This is a genomic window from Corynebacterium lujinxingii, assembly GCF_014490555.1.
Taxonomy (GTDB): Bacteria; Actinomycetota; Actinomycetes; order Mycobacteriales; family Mycobacteriaceae; genus Corynebacterium; species Corynebacterium lujinxingii.
Genome location: NZ_CP061032.1, coordinates 2,278,954 through 2,296,697 on the forward strand (window position 1 = coordinate 2,278,954; position 17,744 = coordinate 2,296,697).

Genomic DNA, 17,744 nt, shown 5'->3' on the forward strand with positions numbered 1-17,744 from the left:
CGACCCTCCACTGGCATGCCATTTCCCCAGGGATATCTTTTTCGGGCTATTTTGCGCCGGAAAAAGATATAGAAAAGATATAGCAACAGTTTTTCGGCATTTGCGCAGGTAGCAATTCTTTTGGATATCTTTGCGATATCTTTTAGGCCTTGATCCAACGCGTGCCGCGCCCCCGTGGTGGGCCTGTCGGGTCGATTGTTGCGCGGCCAAGGGAGCGCAGGTGGTACACCCGTAATTGTCCGCAATGCGGAGTCGCTGCAGTCAAGACACGGCTACAGTCGCGGGCATGAAGCTCTTCACCATCGGCTACAGCAAGAAGACTGCGGAGGAGTTCTTCGACATGCTCCGCAACAACGGAATCAAGCAAGTCGTCGATATCCGGCGCCACAACGCGAATCAGCTCGCGGGTTTTACTAAGCAGTCCGACTTGCCGTGGTTCCTCGACACCATCGCGGGCATCGGCTACACGCACGAACTCGCCCTCGCGCCCAGCGAGGACCTCATGCACGCGTATCGCAAAGAGGGGCTGCCGTTCGACGAGTTTGCGAAGAAGCTCCGCGCCGAGTTCGACGAGCGCGAGATGCCGAAACTCGCCGACGCCTCCGTGCTTCTCTGCTCAGAGCCCGACCCCGATGTCTGCCACCGTTCCGTGGCGGCGGATTACCTCGCCGAGCACAGCAGCGACGTCAAGGTCACCCACCTTTAAGCAGTTGCTTGACGACGAACCCACGCCACCACCGGATCCAGCAACCCGAAGTCCACCCGGTCAGTGTCTTTACCGTGGATGTTCACAGTGTCCTGCTCGCTGGGGGAAAGATTGCCCTTGGCTTTTAGCGCCGTGACCAGCCCTCGCATGAGCATCTTGTGCTTGACATTCATCTCTGAGTAATTCAGGCGGCCGGGGAGGTAGAAGCGCTCGACGGAGTCGGCACGGCCACCCAAGAGAGAGCGGGCGGGGTCGGTCTCGGATGCGTTCGTCGACATGCACGTGGTCACCAGCGCCACCGGCACGTCGGCTGGCAGCGACTTCACAAACTTCGCGCCGGCGTGCGACGGGCCGTGGATGGGGGAGAGGACCACCACCGGGCCGTCGGATTGAGGCGGGGATGAGGGGATCGGTTGCGCGGTGTCGTCGAGAAGCGATGCAAGCTCCTCGGCGTACTCGCGGGTCGAGCCATAAACGGTGGAGTAATAGATCCGAACCATGACTCTTATTGTGTCATCTAACCGGCGAACATTTGCCAGAAAGATACTCCCATAATGATCACACCGAGGCCGAACACGATGATGGTCTCGGGTTTGTTGGCAAAGCGGTGGAAGTCCTTCGCGTTGCGGAACAGCAGCATCGGCACGATGTACACCAGGAAGGTGATGAACACGCCGCCGACCACCGAGATCAGATCCAGGATGGACGGGTTGGCAATCGCAGCCGCGACCGTGGTCACGAACACGAACACGTAGATGCCCCAGCGCATGGCCTTCGGGCTGGTGCGCTCGGCGAAGTCCGGCGCGACCGCACGAACGAGGTAGGTCGTGCCTTCCTCTGCACCCATGACGTGGCCGAAGTAGGACGACGCAATCGCGCACAGGGCGACGATGGGGGAGAGCACCGCCAGGAGGCCGCCCGCGAGCAGAACATCCCGGTGCTGTCCTACCTGGCGAATGAAACCCACGCCCTCCCTAGTAGCCGTGTGTTCCAAACCACAGAGGAGTCTAAACCATTCGCCCGACGCGCGAGTGCTTATCGACGAACCGCCTACCCCGCCACCATGTCCCACACCGTCACGCCCACGATCACTAAGCCGAGCACGAACACGAACAGGGTGTCCGGGCGGCGGGCGTAGTGCTTGAACGCTGTCGCCTTGTTAAACAGCAGCACCGGCATGATGTAGACGAGGAACGCGACGAAGATACCGCCGACAACGGAGATCATGTCCAGAATCGACGGATTCGCCACCGCCACCAGCACCGCGGTGACGAAGACGAAGATGTTGACGGTCCAGCGCAGGGCGGTCGTCGATACGCGAGATGCGAAGCCCGGCGCGACAACGCGCACGAGGTAACCGGTGCCTTCTTCCGTGCCGAGCAGGTGGCCGAAGTAAGAGGTCACGATCGCACCGATGGCGATAATCGGGCTCATCCAAGCCATAAACGGCGTGTTCGTCTCGTTGGCCAGATACGACAGCACCGGCACGTTCTGCTCACGGGCGGCGTCCATGCCCTCGGCGCCGAGGGACAGCGCGCACGACCAGACGAAGAACATGGTGAACGACACCAGCATGACCGCCGTGACCAGTTCCACCTTGGACACTTCGCGCTCGACGGCACCGACGTCGTCGCCAAGCTTCTTCTGCACGTCGAGCGCGAACTGGCTCAGCGCCGCCATGTGGCTAAAGGAGAACACCAGCACCGGCAGGATCAAAAGAAGCCCCTGCCACACCGGGTACTGCGACTCGTAGGCGCGGAAGCTGTCGAGATCCCACGACGGGATGAGGTAGAGAGACACCGCCGCGAGCGCGATGATCAGCGGGTAGACCAGCACGTTTGCTAGCCACAGGGTGATTTTCTTGCTCAGGGCGTAGGCGCCGGTCATGATGCCGACGGAGATCGTCGCTAAGAGCCAGCGACTCATGTGCTCCCCGCCGAACTGGTTGACGATGAAACTGTCCAGCGTGTTCGTGATCGAAATGCCGTAAATCAGCACCGTGGGGTAAATGCCCAGCCAGTACAACACCGCGGAGACGAACCCGCGCTTGCGGCCCGTCAGCGCTGTGATCACCTGCAGCACGTCCAGGCCCTTCACCGGCGACGCCGACACCATGCGCGCGTACGTGCGGTGCGAGAAGAACACCATCGGACCGATGAGCAGCGTCGCGATCACCAGCGGCCAAAACCCGAAACTGCCCGCGTTGATCGGCAGGAACAAAATGCCCGCGCCGACGCCGGTGCCGAACAGGGTGATCACCCACCGCATGAACCCGCCGTCCGGCGCGTCGCCCTCGCGCTGTTCCTTGATCTGGTCGATATCCGCGTCCGTGAGATTATCGGCGTCGAATTCCGCGCGACCGAGCTTCAGATGCTCGTCGCTGTACTGCTCAGGCAGCTCCGCGTTTGTCATAACGCTTTACGCTACAGGGTTTTGGCAGCGCATCCCGTTAATTGCGACGGCCGGCACGGTCGGCGAATTCGTCGAGAAGTTCAAGCACATCGAGCGAGCGCCATCCACGCTGCCGCCGATCCAGCTGCGCCGAGGCAACAATCCCGTCGGCTTCAAGCCGTTCGAGAGCATTACGTGCGGTCTCTGCCGAAACGCCGAACTCGGCGGAAACAGCTGCAGTAGTGAGCACCGGGCGCTGGATAAGCAGGTCCAACACCCTCCACGCAAGCGCACCCGCACGGGCTGTGAGCAGGGTCTCCCACTCTCCACGAATCTGCGTGAGCTCCGAGGCAAGCCAGGCTCCGCGCCGAGCCGCTTCGATCGACGCACGCGCAAACAACTGCACAATGCCATCTACGTCACCATCGCGGTACCCATCCAACGCCGCGAAGTACCGCTCGGAATCTGTGAGCAGGCCGGCGGAAATTGGCAGTGCTGTGGTCGTCGCTAAGCCACGGCTTCGAAGTATGACATGAACCAGCGCTCGACCCGTCCGACCGTTGCCGTCGGCGAAGGGATGGATCGTCTCGAATTGCGCATGGGCGATGGCCGCCTGCGCCAGTGCGGGCACATCTTCACGCTGTATGAATTTGCCCAGGTCCTCCATCAACGCCTCAAGGTGGCGGTGGTGCGGGGGCACGAACAAGGCACCGGAGGATGAAAAATCGCTGCCGCCAATCCAGACCTGCTGGTCGCGCAGCCTCCCCGCAATCTCGGGCGCGGATTGCTCGAGGAGAATCCGATGCATCTCGACGATTCCCTGCACGTCTGCTTTCGCACTCTCGACCGCAGCAGCCATCTGTCGCGTGTTGGCCACAATCAGGTTCGCATTCGCGCTACCGCGGCCAGTCACTTCCGCTTCTAGCAATTTTCTTGCCGACGACGTGAGCTGCTCAATCCGGCTCGAAGCAACAGACTCACTTCGCAACAACAACGGTGTAAACGGAACAACCCGGTGCGCCTCAGCAGTGTCGAAGCGAACCGCCTCAATAGTTGCCGTGTCCAGAATCGTTTGGGTCTCCGGAGACAGCTCCACCTCCGACGCGGCAATCCTCGGCACCAGCGCAGCCTCGTATTGACGAGGCGCATTCCGCATCGCCCGCCGCGAGTAACCATCCGGCGATGGCGTCCACGGAAGCGTTTCACCGCTGATTTTGGGCCAAGTCATGGCTTTCGACCCTACCACCAAACTTATGACCTTATCTTTGGTGGTTTTAGCGGAACACCAAGGTTGGTCGGGGACCCTATGACGCGGCGCTAGCGCTTATCGACGTACGCTTGCCGCACCAACAACTCACGCACCGGCTCCTTCTCACCGAAGACGTAGAACCGGGCAAGCAGGTCGTTGAAGTGCTCGGCGACTGACGGGTCCTTCTCATCGAAGGGGACCGTAAGGAGCAGGCTCGACCCCTCGCCGAGAAGGTAACTGTTTGCAGCGAAGATCGCGGTGCGCTTGTCGCCGTCTTCGAACGGCTGCGCGCGGGCGATCTCGAGAAAGAGATCAACGGCCGCGTCTTTGCTGGTGTCGCTGTTGAGCGCCTCGGTGACCAGCATGTCCAACGCCTGCTCCGACACCGCCGACGGCTCGTGGCGACCGTAGCGGGTGCGCACGCCGATGCCCTGGTCGTCGGTACGCAAACTGCCCGGGTTGAGCGCGGCGCTTCGCGTCAGTGTGGCGTTGATACGTCGCAGGTAAGCAGCGCTTATGGGAGTTGCGGTGTTGCTAAGGATGAACTCGCCGGCTGCCTTAAGATCCTCGAGCAGGGCGAGGTCTCCGCGGCCGCGTACGCCGGTGGTGTCACCGGTTTCGAGGAACCGGGCCGTGGCGGGTCTGCTGGTGGAGAGGTTGTCGAAGACGACACCCGCGGTGAAGATGACCTCGAGGAGTTGGCCGACGTTCATGGGGCCTCCCGGTTCCGGCGGTTGGGGTTGATGGGATCGAGTGTAGGGGACTGGCTGCCTCGGCCCCCACCGCCGGCCGCCCGCCGCCCGCCGGAGCGGAGCAGTAGCTGGAAGTAACGGTCTCGGAAAACTGCGACCTGGGGTTTTGCGAGGCGTGGTGCGCTACTTTCAGCTATTGGTTGTGCACTTTTAGAACGGCAGGGCTCGTGCGGTCTCGGGCGGGAGTGCGCGACCGGCAACGGCGTGCTGTTCTCATCCCCGCGGGTGCGGGGCAGACCGTTAGCGAACGTGCGCTAAAAGGCGTTCAAAGGGCTCATCCCCGCAGGTGCGGGGCAGACAAATGCGGACGATCCGACCACCCCATCGCACGAGGCTCATCCCCGCAGGTGCGGGGCAGACATGCCCTTCCATGCCTGGTCCATCTCCTTCTTGGGCTCATCCCCGCAGGTGCGGGGCAGACGGAGGTCGCCGGCGTGCGACTGGATGGCGTGGAGGGCTCATCCCCGCAGGTGCGGGGCAGACAGGCGGCGCAGTTCATCGCGTCCCAGGCAAGACGGGCTCATCCCCGCAGGTGCGGGGCAGACGCTTCGAGCTTGGCGATTACGCCGGTGAAGTAGGGCTCATCCCCGCAGGTGCGGGGCAGACGCATGTCGTCGTATTTGAGCCATTGGGCGCGGGGGCTCATCCCCGCAGGTGCGGGGCAGACCTGCACGGTGTTCACCCCGACGGGGATGGGCACGGCTCATCCCCGCAGGTGCGGGGCAGACCGCCTCTGTGACGGCACCTACCAAGACCCGTTGGGCTCATCCCCGCAGGTGCGGGGCAGACACGGAGATTCCGTTCGAGAATCTGGCTGGCCAGGGCTCATCCCCGCAGGTGCGGGGCAGACCTCGTCCTCCACGGTGCTTAGTTCGGTGAGTAGGGCTCATCCCCGCAGGTGCGGGGCAGACCTGGCGTTGCAACGTGAGGTGTATGCCGCGGCGGGCTCATCCCCGCAGGTGCGGGGCAGACGGCCTCGGCGGAGGTCTCCTCCTTGGCCGCTAGGGCTCATCCCCGCAGGTGCGGGGCAGACGACCAAGGCCAAATCTACAAGGTGGCGCGGGACGGCTCATCCCCGCAGGTGCGGGGCAGACGTGCCAGTGTTCAACGGCATCAATGCCAAACTGGGCTCATCCCCGCAGGTGCGGGGCAGACGGCCTCGGCGGAGGTCTCCTCCTTGGCCGCTAGGGCTCATCCCCGCAGGTGCGGGGCAGACCAGCCTGCGCCATGCACCGGCCGAATCCTGCAGGGCTCATCCCCGCAGGTGCGGGGCAGACTTGATCGGGAGCGGGTGCATATCGGCGGGCAGGGGCTCATCCCCGCAGGTGCGGGGCAGACTTGGCGAGTTCGTCGGCGTAGTTTGCCCATTTGGGCTCATCCCCGCAGGTGCGGGGCAGACGTCCCCCGGCTTGGACTGGTAGTTCTTGACCAGGGCTCATCCCCGCAGGTGCGGGGCAGACCAGCCTGCGCCATGCACCGGCCGAATCCTGCAGGGCTCATCCCCGCAGGTGCGGGGCAGACTTGATCGGGAGCGGGTGCATATCGGCGGGCAGGGGCTCATCCCCGCAGGTGCGGGGCAGACTTGGCGAGTTCGTCGGCGTAGTTTGCCCATTTGGGCTCATCCCCGCAGGTGCGGGGCAGACACCGTCGCAGCACTCATCAAGGCGTACCCGCCGGGCTCATCCCCGCAGGTGCGGGGCAGACCCGGGCTGTAACGTCATCGACACCGCCCCGTTGGGCTCATCCCCGCAGGTGCGGGGCAGACCCGCGTCATACAGCCACGGCAGCGGCTTCTCCGGGCTCATCCCCGCAGGTGCGGGGCAGACCGCTAATCGGCGCTCTCGGCGGCCCGCTAGCCGGGCTCATCCCCGCAGGTGCGGGGCAGACGGAGTGGGAGTTAGGAGTGCCGGAACCGTAATGGGCTCATCCCCGCAGGTGCGGGGCAGACGTCACCCGCATCCACCACGAGATGACGCACTACGGCTCATCCCCGCAGGTGCGGGGCAGACTGACCTGCACCTTCCTTTGTCCGGCTTGGCCGGGGCTCATCCCCGCAGGTGCGGGGCAGACGTGATGTTGCCCTCGTTCACCCACGGCGAGCGGGGCTCATCCCCGCAGGTGCGGGGCAGACCCTGGTTCTTGACCTTCCGCGGCAAGTCCTCGGGGCTCATCCCCGCAGGTGCGGGGCAGACACCCACAACGGGAATTGAACCCGTCTCTCCACCGGCTCATCCCCGCAGGTGCGGGGCAGACCCAGACGCAACGATGACATTCCCGCGAAGAACCGGCTCATCCCCGCAGGTGCGGGGCAGACGAAGGAAGCATCATGGCGACACTTGTGAACCGGGGCTCATCCCCGCAGGTGCGGGGCAGACGTGAGTTCTACGTCTCCCAGGCCGGGGGTGATGGGCTCATCCCCGCAGGTGCGGGGCAGACGGCGACATGTTGGACTTCCGCATCCACTACGACGGCTCATCCCCGCAGGTGCGGGGCAGACTAAGGGCCGGGGTAGCTGTCAATGTTGGCGAGGGGCTCATCCCCGCAGGTGCGGGGCAGACTTCTCGGTCTATGCCGTGATTGCGGTGCAGCGGGGCTCATCCCCGCAGGTGCGGGGCAGACTTCAACCGCAAACAGGTGGGAATCAACACCGGGGGCTCATCCCCGCAGGTGCGGGGCAGACGTCCGTGAGGTGTTGCCGGATAGTGTGGAGCGGGGCTCATCCCCGCAGGTGCGGGGCAGACCCCAGCGTTCGGGTTCGCCACGGTAGCCGCCGGGGCTCATCCCCGCAGGTGCGGGGCAGACTCTGTTGGGGGTTTTCGTATATCGCCCGGCCCGGGCTCATCCCCGCAGGTGCGGGGCAGACTCTACTTCGTGCATGAGGTCGGTCCACAGCATGGGCTCATCCCCGCAGGTGCGGGGCAGACTTGTTTGTTGCAAATCTTTGTGTTGACCTGCTGGGCTCATCCCCGCAGGTGCGGGGCAGACGACTTCATGTACTCCATCGCCACATCCTCGGTGGGCTCATCCCCGCAGGTGCGGGGCAGACCTTCAACCCCTTAGCCCGGTACTCCGCAACCAGGGCTCATCCCCGCAGGTGCGGGGCAGACGCCCGCCACCGAGCTGTTCGACCGGATCAACGCGGCTCATCCCCGCAGGTGCGGGGCAGACCCTTGCCGACCAGCGACGTAGCACTGATCACAAGGGGTAAGGAGCCAACTTTGTCGAGCCACTAACAGGTTACCCCGCTGATGCGGGGAATGTTCTTGCCGCTCTTTAAATACGGCTCATCCCTAATCAACAGGGCGGTGCAGATCTTAGTGCATCCCCTCATCGGCTGCTTTTCAGCATTTTAACTATTTAAAGCGGGGCATTTGGGACACACAACACTCAAACTTCTGCTACAGTCTTGAGCTAACGGCAATCCTTTGGAGTTCATATGACAAACATGACAGGCTCACCCCGTCGCCGGGATAACTTCGAATCTTCGATTGATTCGTTCGTCGATAGGCTCAGCCCGCAGGCTCGCTCACTGTGGGCGAAATCAGGCGATGAAACTGGTCACCTCAGTCTGGCTCAGCACTTGATCGACTCCGCTTGTGTCGCTGCGGTGGTTTTTGACACGTATGTTTCGAACTCCCTGAAAGAAAACCTTGCCCAGAACCTGAAGCTTTCTGTTGAGGAAGTCCGGCAGCTCTATATCTGGCTAGCTGGCCTGCACGATTTGGGTAAGGGTACCCTTACTTTTCTGGGTCAGCTCGACATGAAACCGGAGTTCAGGCACCTTCTTTCGCGCGTCGCAGACGCTGGACTCCCCATCGCCATGAGCAAACTTGAAGCAGGCAGGAAGTCGATGCCGCACAGTGTTAGTTCGGGGTTGATTCTCCGGAACTGGTTGGAGGAGAAGGGGTTTTCGCGTCGTCAGGCTAACTGGGTGTCGTCGACAGTAGATGCCCACCACGGGGTGGCGTCGGGTGACGAACGCGACGCAATCGACAACGTGCTCTCCGAGTATCCGCCTGAATGGCGTGCGGTTCACAACGAACTCATCGATGCGATGACCGAAACGGTGGGTGTTCATGGTGTGCTGGAGTCGCTCAAGTCGCTTCGGAACCCCCTCGCCGCGGAAGCCCAAATCCTCACCGGGCTGATTGTGATGGCGGACTGGATTGCGTCGAATCCCGATGCGTTCCCGATGGTTGTCTCCGGAACCCAAACGCAGCGAGTAGAAAGCGGCATGCGCGCCATCGACCTCACCGTGCCGTGGAGCCCGGTGCAACTTAGCGACGACATCCACGACCTGTTCCGGAACTCGTTCGGCTGGCCTGCCACATTCCAGGCACGACCGATCCAACAGGCGATGGCCGACGTCGCAAAAACATGCACCGAGCCGAGTTTGATCATCCTGGAAGCGGAGACCGGCGTCGGCAAGACAGAGGCCGCGCTGGCAGCTGCGCAGATCATCGCTGCTTCCAACGAGGCGCAGGGGGTTTACTTTGCCGCCCCGACGATGGCTACAGCGAACGGGCTTTTGGAGCGCACCATGAACTGGGCCCGCAACACCACCGAATCGGGTGCGGTCTCATCGCTTTACCTCGCCCACTCTAAGAACCAGCTCTCCAAACCGTTTCAGAATTTGCGGTTCCAAGACATCGATGAGGATGCCAGCGACCCTTCCGCGGACGGTGAAGTGGTTGCCAGTTCATGGATGAGCGGGCGCCGACGTGGGCTCCTCTCAAACATCGTGGTTGGCACCGTCGACCAGGTACTCATGCTTGCGCTGAGGCAGCGGTATTCGATGCTCCGTCACGCGGCGCTCGCCGGAAAGATCATCATCTTCGATGAGATTCACTCGTACGGAGCCTATTCATCGGATTACCTCGCCACCACGCTGGAATGGCTCGCGCACTACGGCGCGACAGTCATCATGATGTCGGCAACGCTGCCGACCGACGAACGCGAGAAGCTCATCGAGGCTTACACCGGAAACTCTGTCGAGGAGCACTCTAACGCCTATCCACTCATTACCGTCGCCGGCGAAAGCTCCCTGCGGTACGTCACACCCGAGCAAAGTCCGACAAATCTCGAAGCTCGCATCACAATTATCGACGACACAATCACCGCCCTGGAAGAACTCCTTGGACGATTGCTTGTCGACGGCGGCGTGGCGCTCATCATCTGCAACACCATCGCTCGAGCCCAGGAAGTATACGGCGTACTCGACGCCACATACTCCAGCGAGGTCGAACTCCACCACGCGGGTTTTATGGCCTGGCAGCGTTCGGAAAAAGAAGACCGGATGCGGCACGAGCTGGGGCCGGACAGCCACCGTGGCGAAGGCAGGCCCTGGCGAAAAATTGTTGTTGCAACCCAGGTAGCGGAACAGAGTTTGGATATCGACACCGATGTTCTTGTCACCGATCTTGCCCCGATGGACCTGATTATCCAGCGCATCGGACGTCTCCACCGCCATGGACGCCCGGAATCGGATCGTCCAGAGCAACTGCGAAAGCCGCAGGTGTTCATCCGAGCGATCGAGAGTCTTGAGCCAGCTCCGACAATCAACTCGGGCGCTAACGCGGTGTACGACCCACTCGTTCTGCTGAAAACCCTCTTGCAGCTGCCGACCGTGTTCAAGCGGCCTGACGACGTCGCCACACTCGTCCAATCGACATACAGCGACCACCACGCCGTCCCTAAAGAGTGGGAAGGAGTGTGGGCGGAGGCGTCGTCGGAAAGCGAGCAGCGTATTGACCGGGCCCATCAGCGCTCGAAGTCCTTCCGGATTGATTCGCCGCTTGACACACATAGGCTGCACGACCTTTTCGGTGATCTCACCAAAGCGACGGTCCAACTCGGCGATGAAGAAAAGGGGGCAGCACAAGTCCGAGACGCTGAGCCGACCGTGGAAGTTATTCCGATACAACAGGCTGACGGTTTCTACACGCCCTTTGACCGGGAAGAACAGATCATCAGCGAGGTTCCCATGAGTTACAAGCAGGCATTTCAACTCGCATCGAGCACGGTGCGCTTGCCACTCAGGATGACGCGGTTCGACTCCGATTTTGAAGCCGTTATCGATGCACTCGAGCGTTCCACCCCAATGGAGTGGAACGACCACTACCTGTTGAAAGGGCAACTTGCCCTCTCACTAGATGCGAACGGCGAGGCTTCCTTAGGCAGATTCCGAGTCAAGTACTCACCCGAACTCGGATTGGAATCTACGTTCGATTCGAGCGATCCCGATGTCGAAGGGCGAAGTTAAATGAAAACCAAGCCACACCGCACACCAACACGAAGAAAGCGAAGGAGGTTGAAGAAATGAGCCAGCATCCGCAAACTCCGCCATCGTTTAACTTGCTGGATGAACCTTGGATCATTTGCACGACCAACGATGGCGCGGCAACGTTAAGCATCCGAGAGATCTTCGACGGCAGCTCAACGCCCGTCGCGGTGCTTGGAGATGCACCGACCCAGGACTACGCCGTTCTTCGTCTGCTTCTTGCAATCTTCTGGAGGGCCCAGCACCAGTCCGTAACACAACTGCGGAGTACGAAGGCCGGGCGCAGGGATTTCCGGTGGGAGGACTGGTTCGTCGATAAGCGCCAAACCCTGCTTAACGACGGACGCGACCAGTCCGTTTTGGACTACCTCACGGAGTACGAATCGCGCTTCGACCTGCTGCATGAGGAAACGCCGTTTATGCAGGTGGCAGGCCTTCACACAAAGAAGGGGACCAAGAACGACGTCTCTCGCATTGTCCCCGATGCGGAGCACGACTACTTCACCATGCGTACCCACGGCGGACGATCAAAACTTTCGTTTGCGGAGGCCGCACGGTGGCTCGTACATGCGCAGGCGTACGACTACTCAGGTATCAAACCTGGAGTTGAGGGAGATCCGCGAGTCAAGGGCGGAAAAGGATACCCCATCGGGCCTGGATGGTCCGGGATGACGGGAGGCACCGTTATTCGTGGCACCACGTTGCTCGAAACGCTGCTACTGAACTCCACCCCGGAAACGATTTACCTGGGTAACGCCGACGATCATCCCGTGTGGGAACGGGAACCAGATACCCCAAGTCAGCGCAACGACCGAGCAGGAAAACTCGCAAAACCGGATGCGCCATCCCCTCATGGCCCAGCGGACCTTGCCACTTGGCAATCACGAAGAATTCGCCTGTTCACGGAGGGCGACTCAGTCGTAAACGTGCTGGTGAGCAACGGTGATCAGATACCGGATGCCGGGAAGAACGTATACGGCGACCCGATGACCCCGTACCGGTACAGCCCCAACCAATCGAAGAAGGGGGTTGAGGCGTATTACCCGCGCCCGTACGACACGACACGAACGATGTGGCGGTCCCTGGATGCCCTGATCGCTACAAGCTCCGACCCCGGTTTCGGAGGGAAGAATCTCGCACCCAAGCGTCCTTCGAACCTGGTGAATCTCTCGGACGTTGCAGATGACCAAGGAACCGAGGAAGTCGCTGACCTCCACATCGTCTCGATGGAATATGGGCCACAGAGCTCGACCGTCGCCACGATAGTGAGCGCCAACATGGGTCTCCCGCTGCATCTGCTGAAAGACGACTCACTGTCTGCTGCCCACCGCCAGTACGTGCGTGATGCAGCTGAAGCAACGAAGGACGCCGCAATTTCACTCGGATGGTTTGCTGGCCAACTGAAAGTCGCAGCAGGTGGGGAATACGTCTTCGACGCCGACGTGGCCGACCGTCTGTACACAGTTCTCGAGCCCAAGTTCCTGACCTGGCTCCGCAACCTCGACGTTTCAGAAATAGGCAAAGAGGCGACTGCTTGGCAATACGAAATCGAAAAGCAGGTGCTCGACATTGCCGACGAAGCCGTCCGAGGTGCAGGACAGCGGGCACTCGTTGGCCGCGTCGTGGACGCACAAGATGACGACTCCGGGCGGATTGTGAATGCGGGTTCCCTTTACCGACAGTTGCGCTACCGCCTGAGTAAGGATCTGCCTCTCATCAAACGCGACAAGTCAACCGATCAGACCCGGACCGCAAAGACCTCCGCGGAACAAGGAGAAACAGCATGACAAAACCGACCCTTCACTTCAGCGTTGGGAACACCGCTTCATCCCTCCAGCGAAGCTATCTGGACCGAGCCGAAACTGCAGCTGGCGCAGACGCACGACGTGTTCTTGCGGAACTACGCCAAAGTGCAGCCCGGAGTTTCAGCGCCGATCCTTTGGCTCTGCAAAAGGTGCTCCTTCTGCTGGAGCCGCCTCTAAGCGACGAGGAGCTCGGCCGCGGCGATGATCCCTCTCCTTCGGAATTAGCGGCCTATAACGCGCTCACTTTGTTCGCCCAGCACATGCAGAGTGCAACGAAACCAGTGCATACGACGGAATGTTCCTTTGCCCGTGCGTGTGGTCGCTTGCAGACACTGAGCGAATCCAACTCGATCAAACCCCGGTTTGACGCGATGCAGTCCGCGCGTGACGAGGCGTCCCGAGTGCTGCATCTGCGTTCTCTTGTGACGCTGCTTCGAAGCAAGGAGCTCGCATTCGACTACGGCAGTTTCGCCCGAGACTTGCGTTCACTTCAGTACCCCGCGCGTCGCGAGGGCGTCCTGCTCCGCTGGGGTAGGGACTACGCAGTCGGAACGCTTCGGCCAAAGGCACAACGCGCCGCAGAAGCCGAACCAGAAATCACTTCCCCCTTCGCAAACTCCTAGACACCTCAAGAAAGGTTCACCATGTCCATCGTTATTGATATTCACGCACTGCAAACCGTCCCGCCATCCCTGATCAACCGCGATGACACGGGTGCACCGAAGTCTGCGATTTTCGGTGGTGTCCCACGCCAGCGTGTGTCATCGCAATCCTGGAAGCGCGCTATCCGCCGCTACTTTGAAGAGAACTTTGACGCTCAGCAGATCGGTGACCGCTCGAAGCGCCTCCCGGAGAAAATCGCCCAGCGACTCATCGACGCAGGTGTCGAGCAGGACGAAGCAATCAAACGTGTAGAAGACCTGTTCAAAGCAGCCGGCATCAAGACCGCGATTGAAAAGCCGAAGAAGAACGATGATTCGGAAGAGAAGCCCAGCCCGTACCCGCGTACTGGCTACCTGCTGTTCCTCAGCCAGCAACAGATCGATCGTGCCGTAGAGGAACTGCTCGCGCGAGATGGCGAAAAGCCTTCCAAGGCCGAGGCGAAGGCAATCCTCGACACTGATCACTCGGTGGATATGGCAATGTTTGGTCGCATGGTCGCCGACGATGCCGCCTACAACGTCGATGCTTCGGTTCAAGTTGCACACGCCATCGGTATCCACGGGTCCACCCCGGACTTCGACTACTTCACGGCAGTAGACGATCTTGCCGAGGAAGGCGAGGAGACCGGTGCGGGAATGATCGGCACGGTGCAAATGATGTCGTCGACAATGTACCGCTACGCAACGATCAACTTCGACGGCCTTCGCAAGAACTTGGATTCTGTCGATACTGCGCGTCTCGCAGCCGAGCACTTCATTGAGGCATTCGTGAGTTCCATGCCCACCGGGAAGATCAACACCTTCGCAAACCAGACCCTCCCGGAACTCGTTTATGTGGCCGTCCGTGATACCCGACCGATCTCGCTAGTCAACGCGTTCGAAGTTCCAGTCGAAGCCAAGCAGGGTGCGTCTCGCCGCAAGGTGGCGTCGGACCGTCTCGCACAGGAAGCACGTGATGTGGAGTCCGTCTATGGGTTCAAACCACTTGCGGCTTACGTCATGGGTATCGGTGAAACAGCCGATTCTTTCGCTGAACTCGCGGAGAAGACCACCTTGCAAGAGCTGACGCAGAACATTAACGAAGTTCTCGAGCGCGTCGTGGGTGACCAGTAATGACACACTCCTTACTCCTCCTGCTTAAAGGACCGATACAGTCCTGGGGCGATGAAAGCAGGTACAAGACGCGAGCGACTGCGACCACCCCAACGAAATCGGGAATCGTCGGACTGATCGCAGCTGCTCAAGGTCGCCGACGCACCGATGACATCGAGGACCTTGCCAAATTGCGCCTTGCGGTCCGCGTCGATCAGTCCGGCAGTTTGCTGCGCGACTATCAGACTGCGCAGCCTTGGCAAACGCGTCCGCAAGACCCTGCACAGCTGGTCACTCGCTACTTCCTCTCGGATGCAGCGTTTGTGGCTGCGGTAGAGCACGATGACCGACCACTGCTTGAAAGCATGGCCGAGTCGCTCCGGAAACCCACTTATCCGTTGTTCATGGGTCGTCGTTCCTGTCCCGTGCATCCTGGGCTGGTGATCGGTATCGACGACTCCGATGCTGAAACCGCACTTCGCAGTCATAAGACCTGGTACGCGAACGATATTCATAAGCAACAGGCACCGAAAGAGGTGTCGCTCGCGCTGTACCGCGACGCGAACGGTGCTGAACCCGGTGCGGTTCCGCGGCAGGACGTCCCACTTTCTTTTGACCCCAAGCACAGGCGCTACGGGTGGCGGGATGTCGTTCGCTGCACGGATGTTGTGCTTGACAACCCGCACGGTGTCGAAGAGTCTGTCGGCACTGATGAGTTCTTCGAGGCGGTGGTTCGCGCGTGACAACGTTGACTCGTATCTCTCTCAACCCCGCACGCAGACAGGGCGTAAAACTCCTCACCGACCCCCAGGCCATGCATGCTGCGGTCAGGTCGGCCTTTCCACCCGACATTTCGCAGACGGACGCTCGTGTGCTTTGGCGAGTCGACAAGCGACCGCATGAGCATGTGCTTTACATTGTGGGGCCGGAGAAGCCGACGGGGGCGCACATTGTCGAACAGGCAGGCTGGGACACGCGCCCAGCTCAGTCAGCCGACTATGAGCGTTTTCTTTCGGCATTGACCCGGGGGCAGCGTTGGCGTTTTGAGCTCGTCGCCAATCCCACGTATTCCGAACCTCGTGAAGGAAAGCGTGGCAAGGTGAAACCCCATGTATCCGCTCGAAATCAGCTCAACTGGTTGTACAAACAGTCTGAGCGAGCCGGCTTCTGCCTAGCGCCGCGTATCGACGACACCGTTGCCGACGAGGAACGCGCACGGTGGAATGTCGCAGACCAACCACAGGTGCTCGAACGGTGGACGGACGTGTTTCGACGCGATAAGAAATCTCGTAACGCGCCACCGGTCCGTATTTCTAAGGCACGGTTTGTCGGCACGCTCGAAGTAACCGATCCTGACCGTTTACGGACCACTCTGACTCAAGGAATTGGTCGCGGGCGCGCCTACGGTTGTGGCCTGCTTACCCTCGCACCGGTGAAGTAATGGCTGCCACCCCGCAAGAAGTCCCTATTGCGAGACAGGCTTTGTCCCAGATGGGCAACCGTATCTCGTTTCTGTACATCGAACGCGCCACCGTCAACCGAGACGGCAATGCGCTTACGATCACAGACCAACGAGGCGTTGCCCATGTCGCCGCCACGCAACTGGCTGTTCTGCTCCTCGGACCAGGAACCCGGATTACCTACGCCGCCATGGCACTTCTTGGGGACGCCGGCGTGTCGACTGTGTGGGTAGGGGAGCGCGGCGTGCGTTACTACGCGAGTGGTAGACCACCTGCGAAGTCATCGAGAATGGCGGAGTTACAAGCGGAAATAGTCACGAACCAGAGAAAGCGGCTTGCCTGCGCAAAGCGGATGTACAGCCTGCGATTCCCTGGAGAGGACCTCACCGGGCTTTCTATGGCGAAGCTCCGAGGCCGCGAGGGGGCACGGATGAAGAAGGTCTACGCCCGCGAAGCGGAACGAGTGGGAATTAATTGGAACCGGCGCGCCTATGATCCGAATGACTACGACTCTTCCGATCCGATCAACCAAGCGTTAACCTCCGCTAACTCGGCCCTTTACGGCATCGCGCATGCAGTTATCGCCGGGCTCGGTTTTGTGCCCGCTCGGGGTTGTGCATAACGGGACCGATCGCGCGTTTGTGTACGACATCGCGGACCTTTACAAGGCGGAGATCGCCATACCTGCAGCATTTGATGCGGTAGCGTCCGGAGCGATGAAGCCTGGCGTTGCTGTAAGACGACTCGTGCGCGATGCGGTTGTGGAAAAACGGCTCATGCCGAGAATGGTCAACGACCTCAAATACGTCATGGACGTGACCGATGAAGACACATTTTCAGACGCCGAACTGTTCCTGTGGAGTGAATTAGAAGTCATCGCCTCCGGCGTAAATTGGTCAGAACAAGAGGCCACACCATGATGGTTCTCGTAGTCACTGCGTGCCCTGCCGGTCTGCGCGGAGACCTCAGCAAATGGTTGATGGAAATCGCGCCGGGAACCTTCGTCGGTAAACCATCCGCAAGGATCCGCGAGCTGCTCTGGCAACGAACGACCGACCTGGTGAAAGACGGACGGGCTCTGCTGGTTTACTCCAGCAACAATGAACAGGGGATGGAGTTTCGCACGCACAGGTACGACTGGACGCCTACTGACTATGACGGCCTCACGCTAATGGTTCGCCCCAGCGCACCACACTCTTATGCCCGCCGAACGGGGTGGAGCAACGCGCGACATCAGCGCAAGCGCTACAAATCAAGATAGACCCCAAACCAAATGTTTCACGTGGAACAAAAGAAAACCGGCCGTGCCCCTTCCGAGGCACCGGCCGGTTTCCCACGCAACGGCTG

General features: G+C 60.7%; 13 protein-coding genes, 1 pseudogene and 1 CRISPR repeat array. Of the genes and pseudogenes, 9 read left to right on the forward strand and 5 right to left on the reverse strand.

Features of this window, described 5'->3' with window-relative positions; translation table 11 throughout:
* Positions 1-286: 286 nt before the first annotated feature.
* Positions 287-706, forward strand: a complete 420-nt coding sequence (locus IAU68_RS11150) for a DUF488 domain-containing protein (RefSeq protein ID WP_231699036.1) — start codon at positions 287-289, stop codon at positions 704-706.
* Here the strand turns inward: IAU68_RS11150 and IAU68_RS11155 are convergent.
* The 5 genes from IAU68_RS11155 to IAU68_RS11175 form a co-directional block, all read right to left on the reverse strand.
* On the reverse strand, positions 703-1,206 hold the full coding sequence (locus IAU68_RS11155; protein WP_171194607.1) for a flavodoxin domain-containing protein: 504 nt from the start codon (positions 1,204-1,206) through the stop codon (positions 703-705). The two genes, IAU68_RS11150 and IAU68_RS11155, sit on opposite strands and share 4 nt — an antisense overlap.
* Positions 1,207-1,223: 17 nt before the next feature.
* Positions 1,224-1,673 (reverse strand): amino acid permease, encoded by a 450-nt coding sequence (locus IAU68_RS11160; RefSeq protein ID WP_171194608.1) that lies wholly within the window; start codon positions 1,671-1,673, stop codon positions 1,224-1,226.
* 83 nt (positions 1,674-1,756) lie between these two features.
* Positions 1,757-3,118, reverse strand: coding sequence for an SLC5/6 family protein (locus tag IAU68_RS11165; protein ID WP_171194609.1), 1,362 nt, complete (start codon positions 3,116-3,118; stop codon positions 1,757-1,759).
* A 37-nt stretch (positions 3,119-3,155) separates the two neighbouring features.
* Positions 3,156-4,325, reverse strand: a complete 1,170-nt coding sequence (locus IAU68_RS11170) for a Fic family protein (protein ID WP_171194610.1) — start codon at positions 4,323-4,325, stop codon at positions 3,156-3,158.
* 89 nt (positions 4,326-4,414) lie between these two features.
* Complete coding sequence (locus IAU68_RS11175; protein ID WP_171194611.1) at positions 4,415-5,059, reverse strand: Fic family protein; 645 nt, start codon at positions 5,057-5,059, stop codon at positions 4,415-4,417.
* A gap of 248 nt (positions 5,060-5,307) precedes the next feature.
* Positions 5,308-8,266: direct repeats of the CRISPR family, unit length 29 nt; unit sequence GGGCTCATCCCCGCAGGTGCGGGGCAGAC.
* Between the two features lie 268 nt (positions 8,267-8,534).
* Between IAU68_RS11175 and cas3 the strand changes: the two genes are divergently transcribed.
* From cas3 to cas2e, 8 genes and pseudogenes are all read left to right on the forward strand, one after another.
* The gene (gene cas3 / locus IAU68_RS11180) at positions 8,535-11,360 is read left to right on the forward strand and encodes a CRISPR-associated helicase Cas3' (protein ID WP_231699037.1); all 2,826 of its coding nucleotides are present in this window, start codon (positions 8,535-8,537) and stop codon (positions 11,358-11,360) included.
* Between the two features lie 56 nt (positions 11,361-11,416).
* Positions 11,417-13,165: a type I-E CRISPR-associated protein Cse1/CasA gene (gene casA / locus IAU68_RS11185; RefSeq protein WP_171194612.1), complete on the forward strand. Its 1,749-nt coding sequence runs from the start codon at positions 11,417-11,419 to the stop codon at positions 13,163-13,165.
* Positions 13,162-13,806: a type I-E CRISPR-associated protein Cse2/CasB gene (gene casB, locus IAU68_RS11190; RefSeq protein ID WP_171194613.1), complete on the forward strand. Its 645-nt coding sequence runs from the start codon at positions 13,162-13,164 to the stop codon at positions 13,804-13,806. Before casA ends, casB begins: the two co-directional genes overlap by 4 nt.
* Positions 13,807-13,827: 21 nt before the next feature.
* Entirely contained in the window at positions 13,828-14,958 is a 1,131-nt protein-coding gene (gene cas7e / locus IAU68_RS11195; RefSeq protein WP_171194614.1) for a type I-E CRISPR-associated protein Cas7/Cse4/CasC, read from the forward strand.
* A complete protein-coding gene (gene cas5e / locus IAU68_RS11200) occupies positions 14,958-15,680 on the forward strand; it encodes a type I-E CRISPR-associated protein Cas5/CasD (RefSeq protein ID WP_171194615.1) in 723 nt (240 codons plus the stop codon). Before cas7e ends, cas5e begins: the two co-directional genes overlap by 1 nt.
* Entirely contained in the window at positions 15,677-16,378 is a 702-nt protein-coding gene (gene cas6e / locus IAU68_RS11205; RefSeq protein ID WP_171194616.1) for a type I-E CRISPR-associated protein Cas6/Cse3/CasE, read from the forward strand. The genes cas5e and cas6e overlap by 4 nt, the downstream gene beginning before the upstream one ends.
* A pseudogene (gene cas1e / locus IAU68_RS11210) lies at positions 16,378-17,317 on the forward strand (type I-E CRISPR-associated endonuclease Cas1e). Before cas6e ends, cas1e begins: the two are co-directional and overlap by 1 nt.
* Positions 17,314-17,658 (forward strand): type I-E CRISPR-associated endoribonuclease Cas2e, encoded by a 345-nt coding sequence (gene cas2e, locus IAU68_RS11215; RefSeq protein WP_171194617.1) that lies wholly within the window; start codon positions 17,314-17,316, stop codon positions 17,656-17,658. Before cas1e ends, cas2e begins: the two are co-directional and overlap by 4 nt.
* The last annotated feature ends 86 nt before the right edge of the window (positions 17,659-17,744 follow it).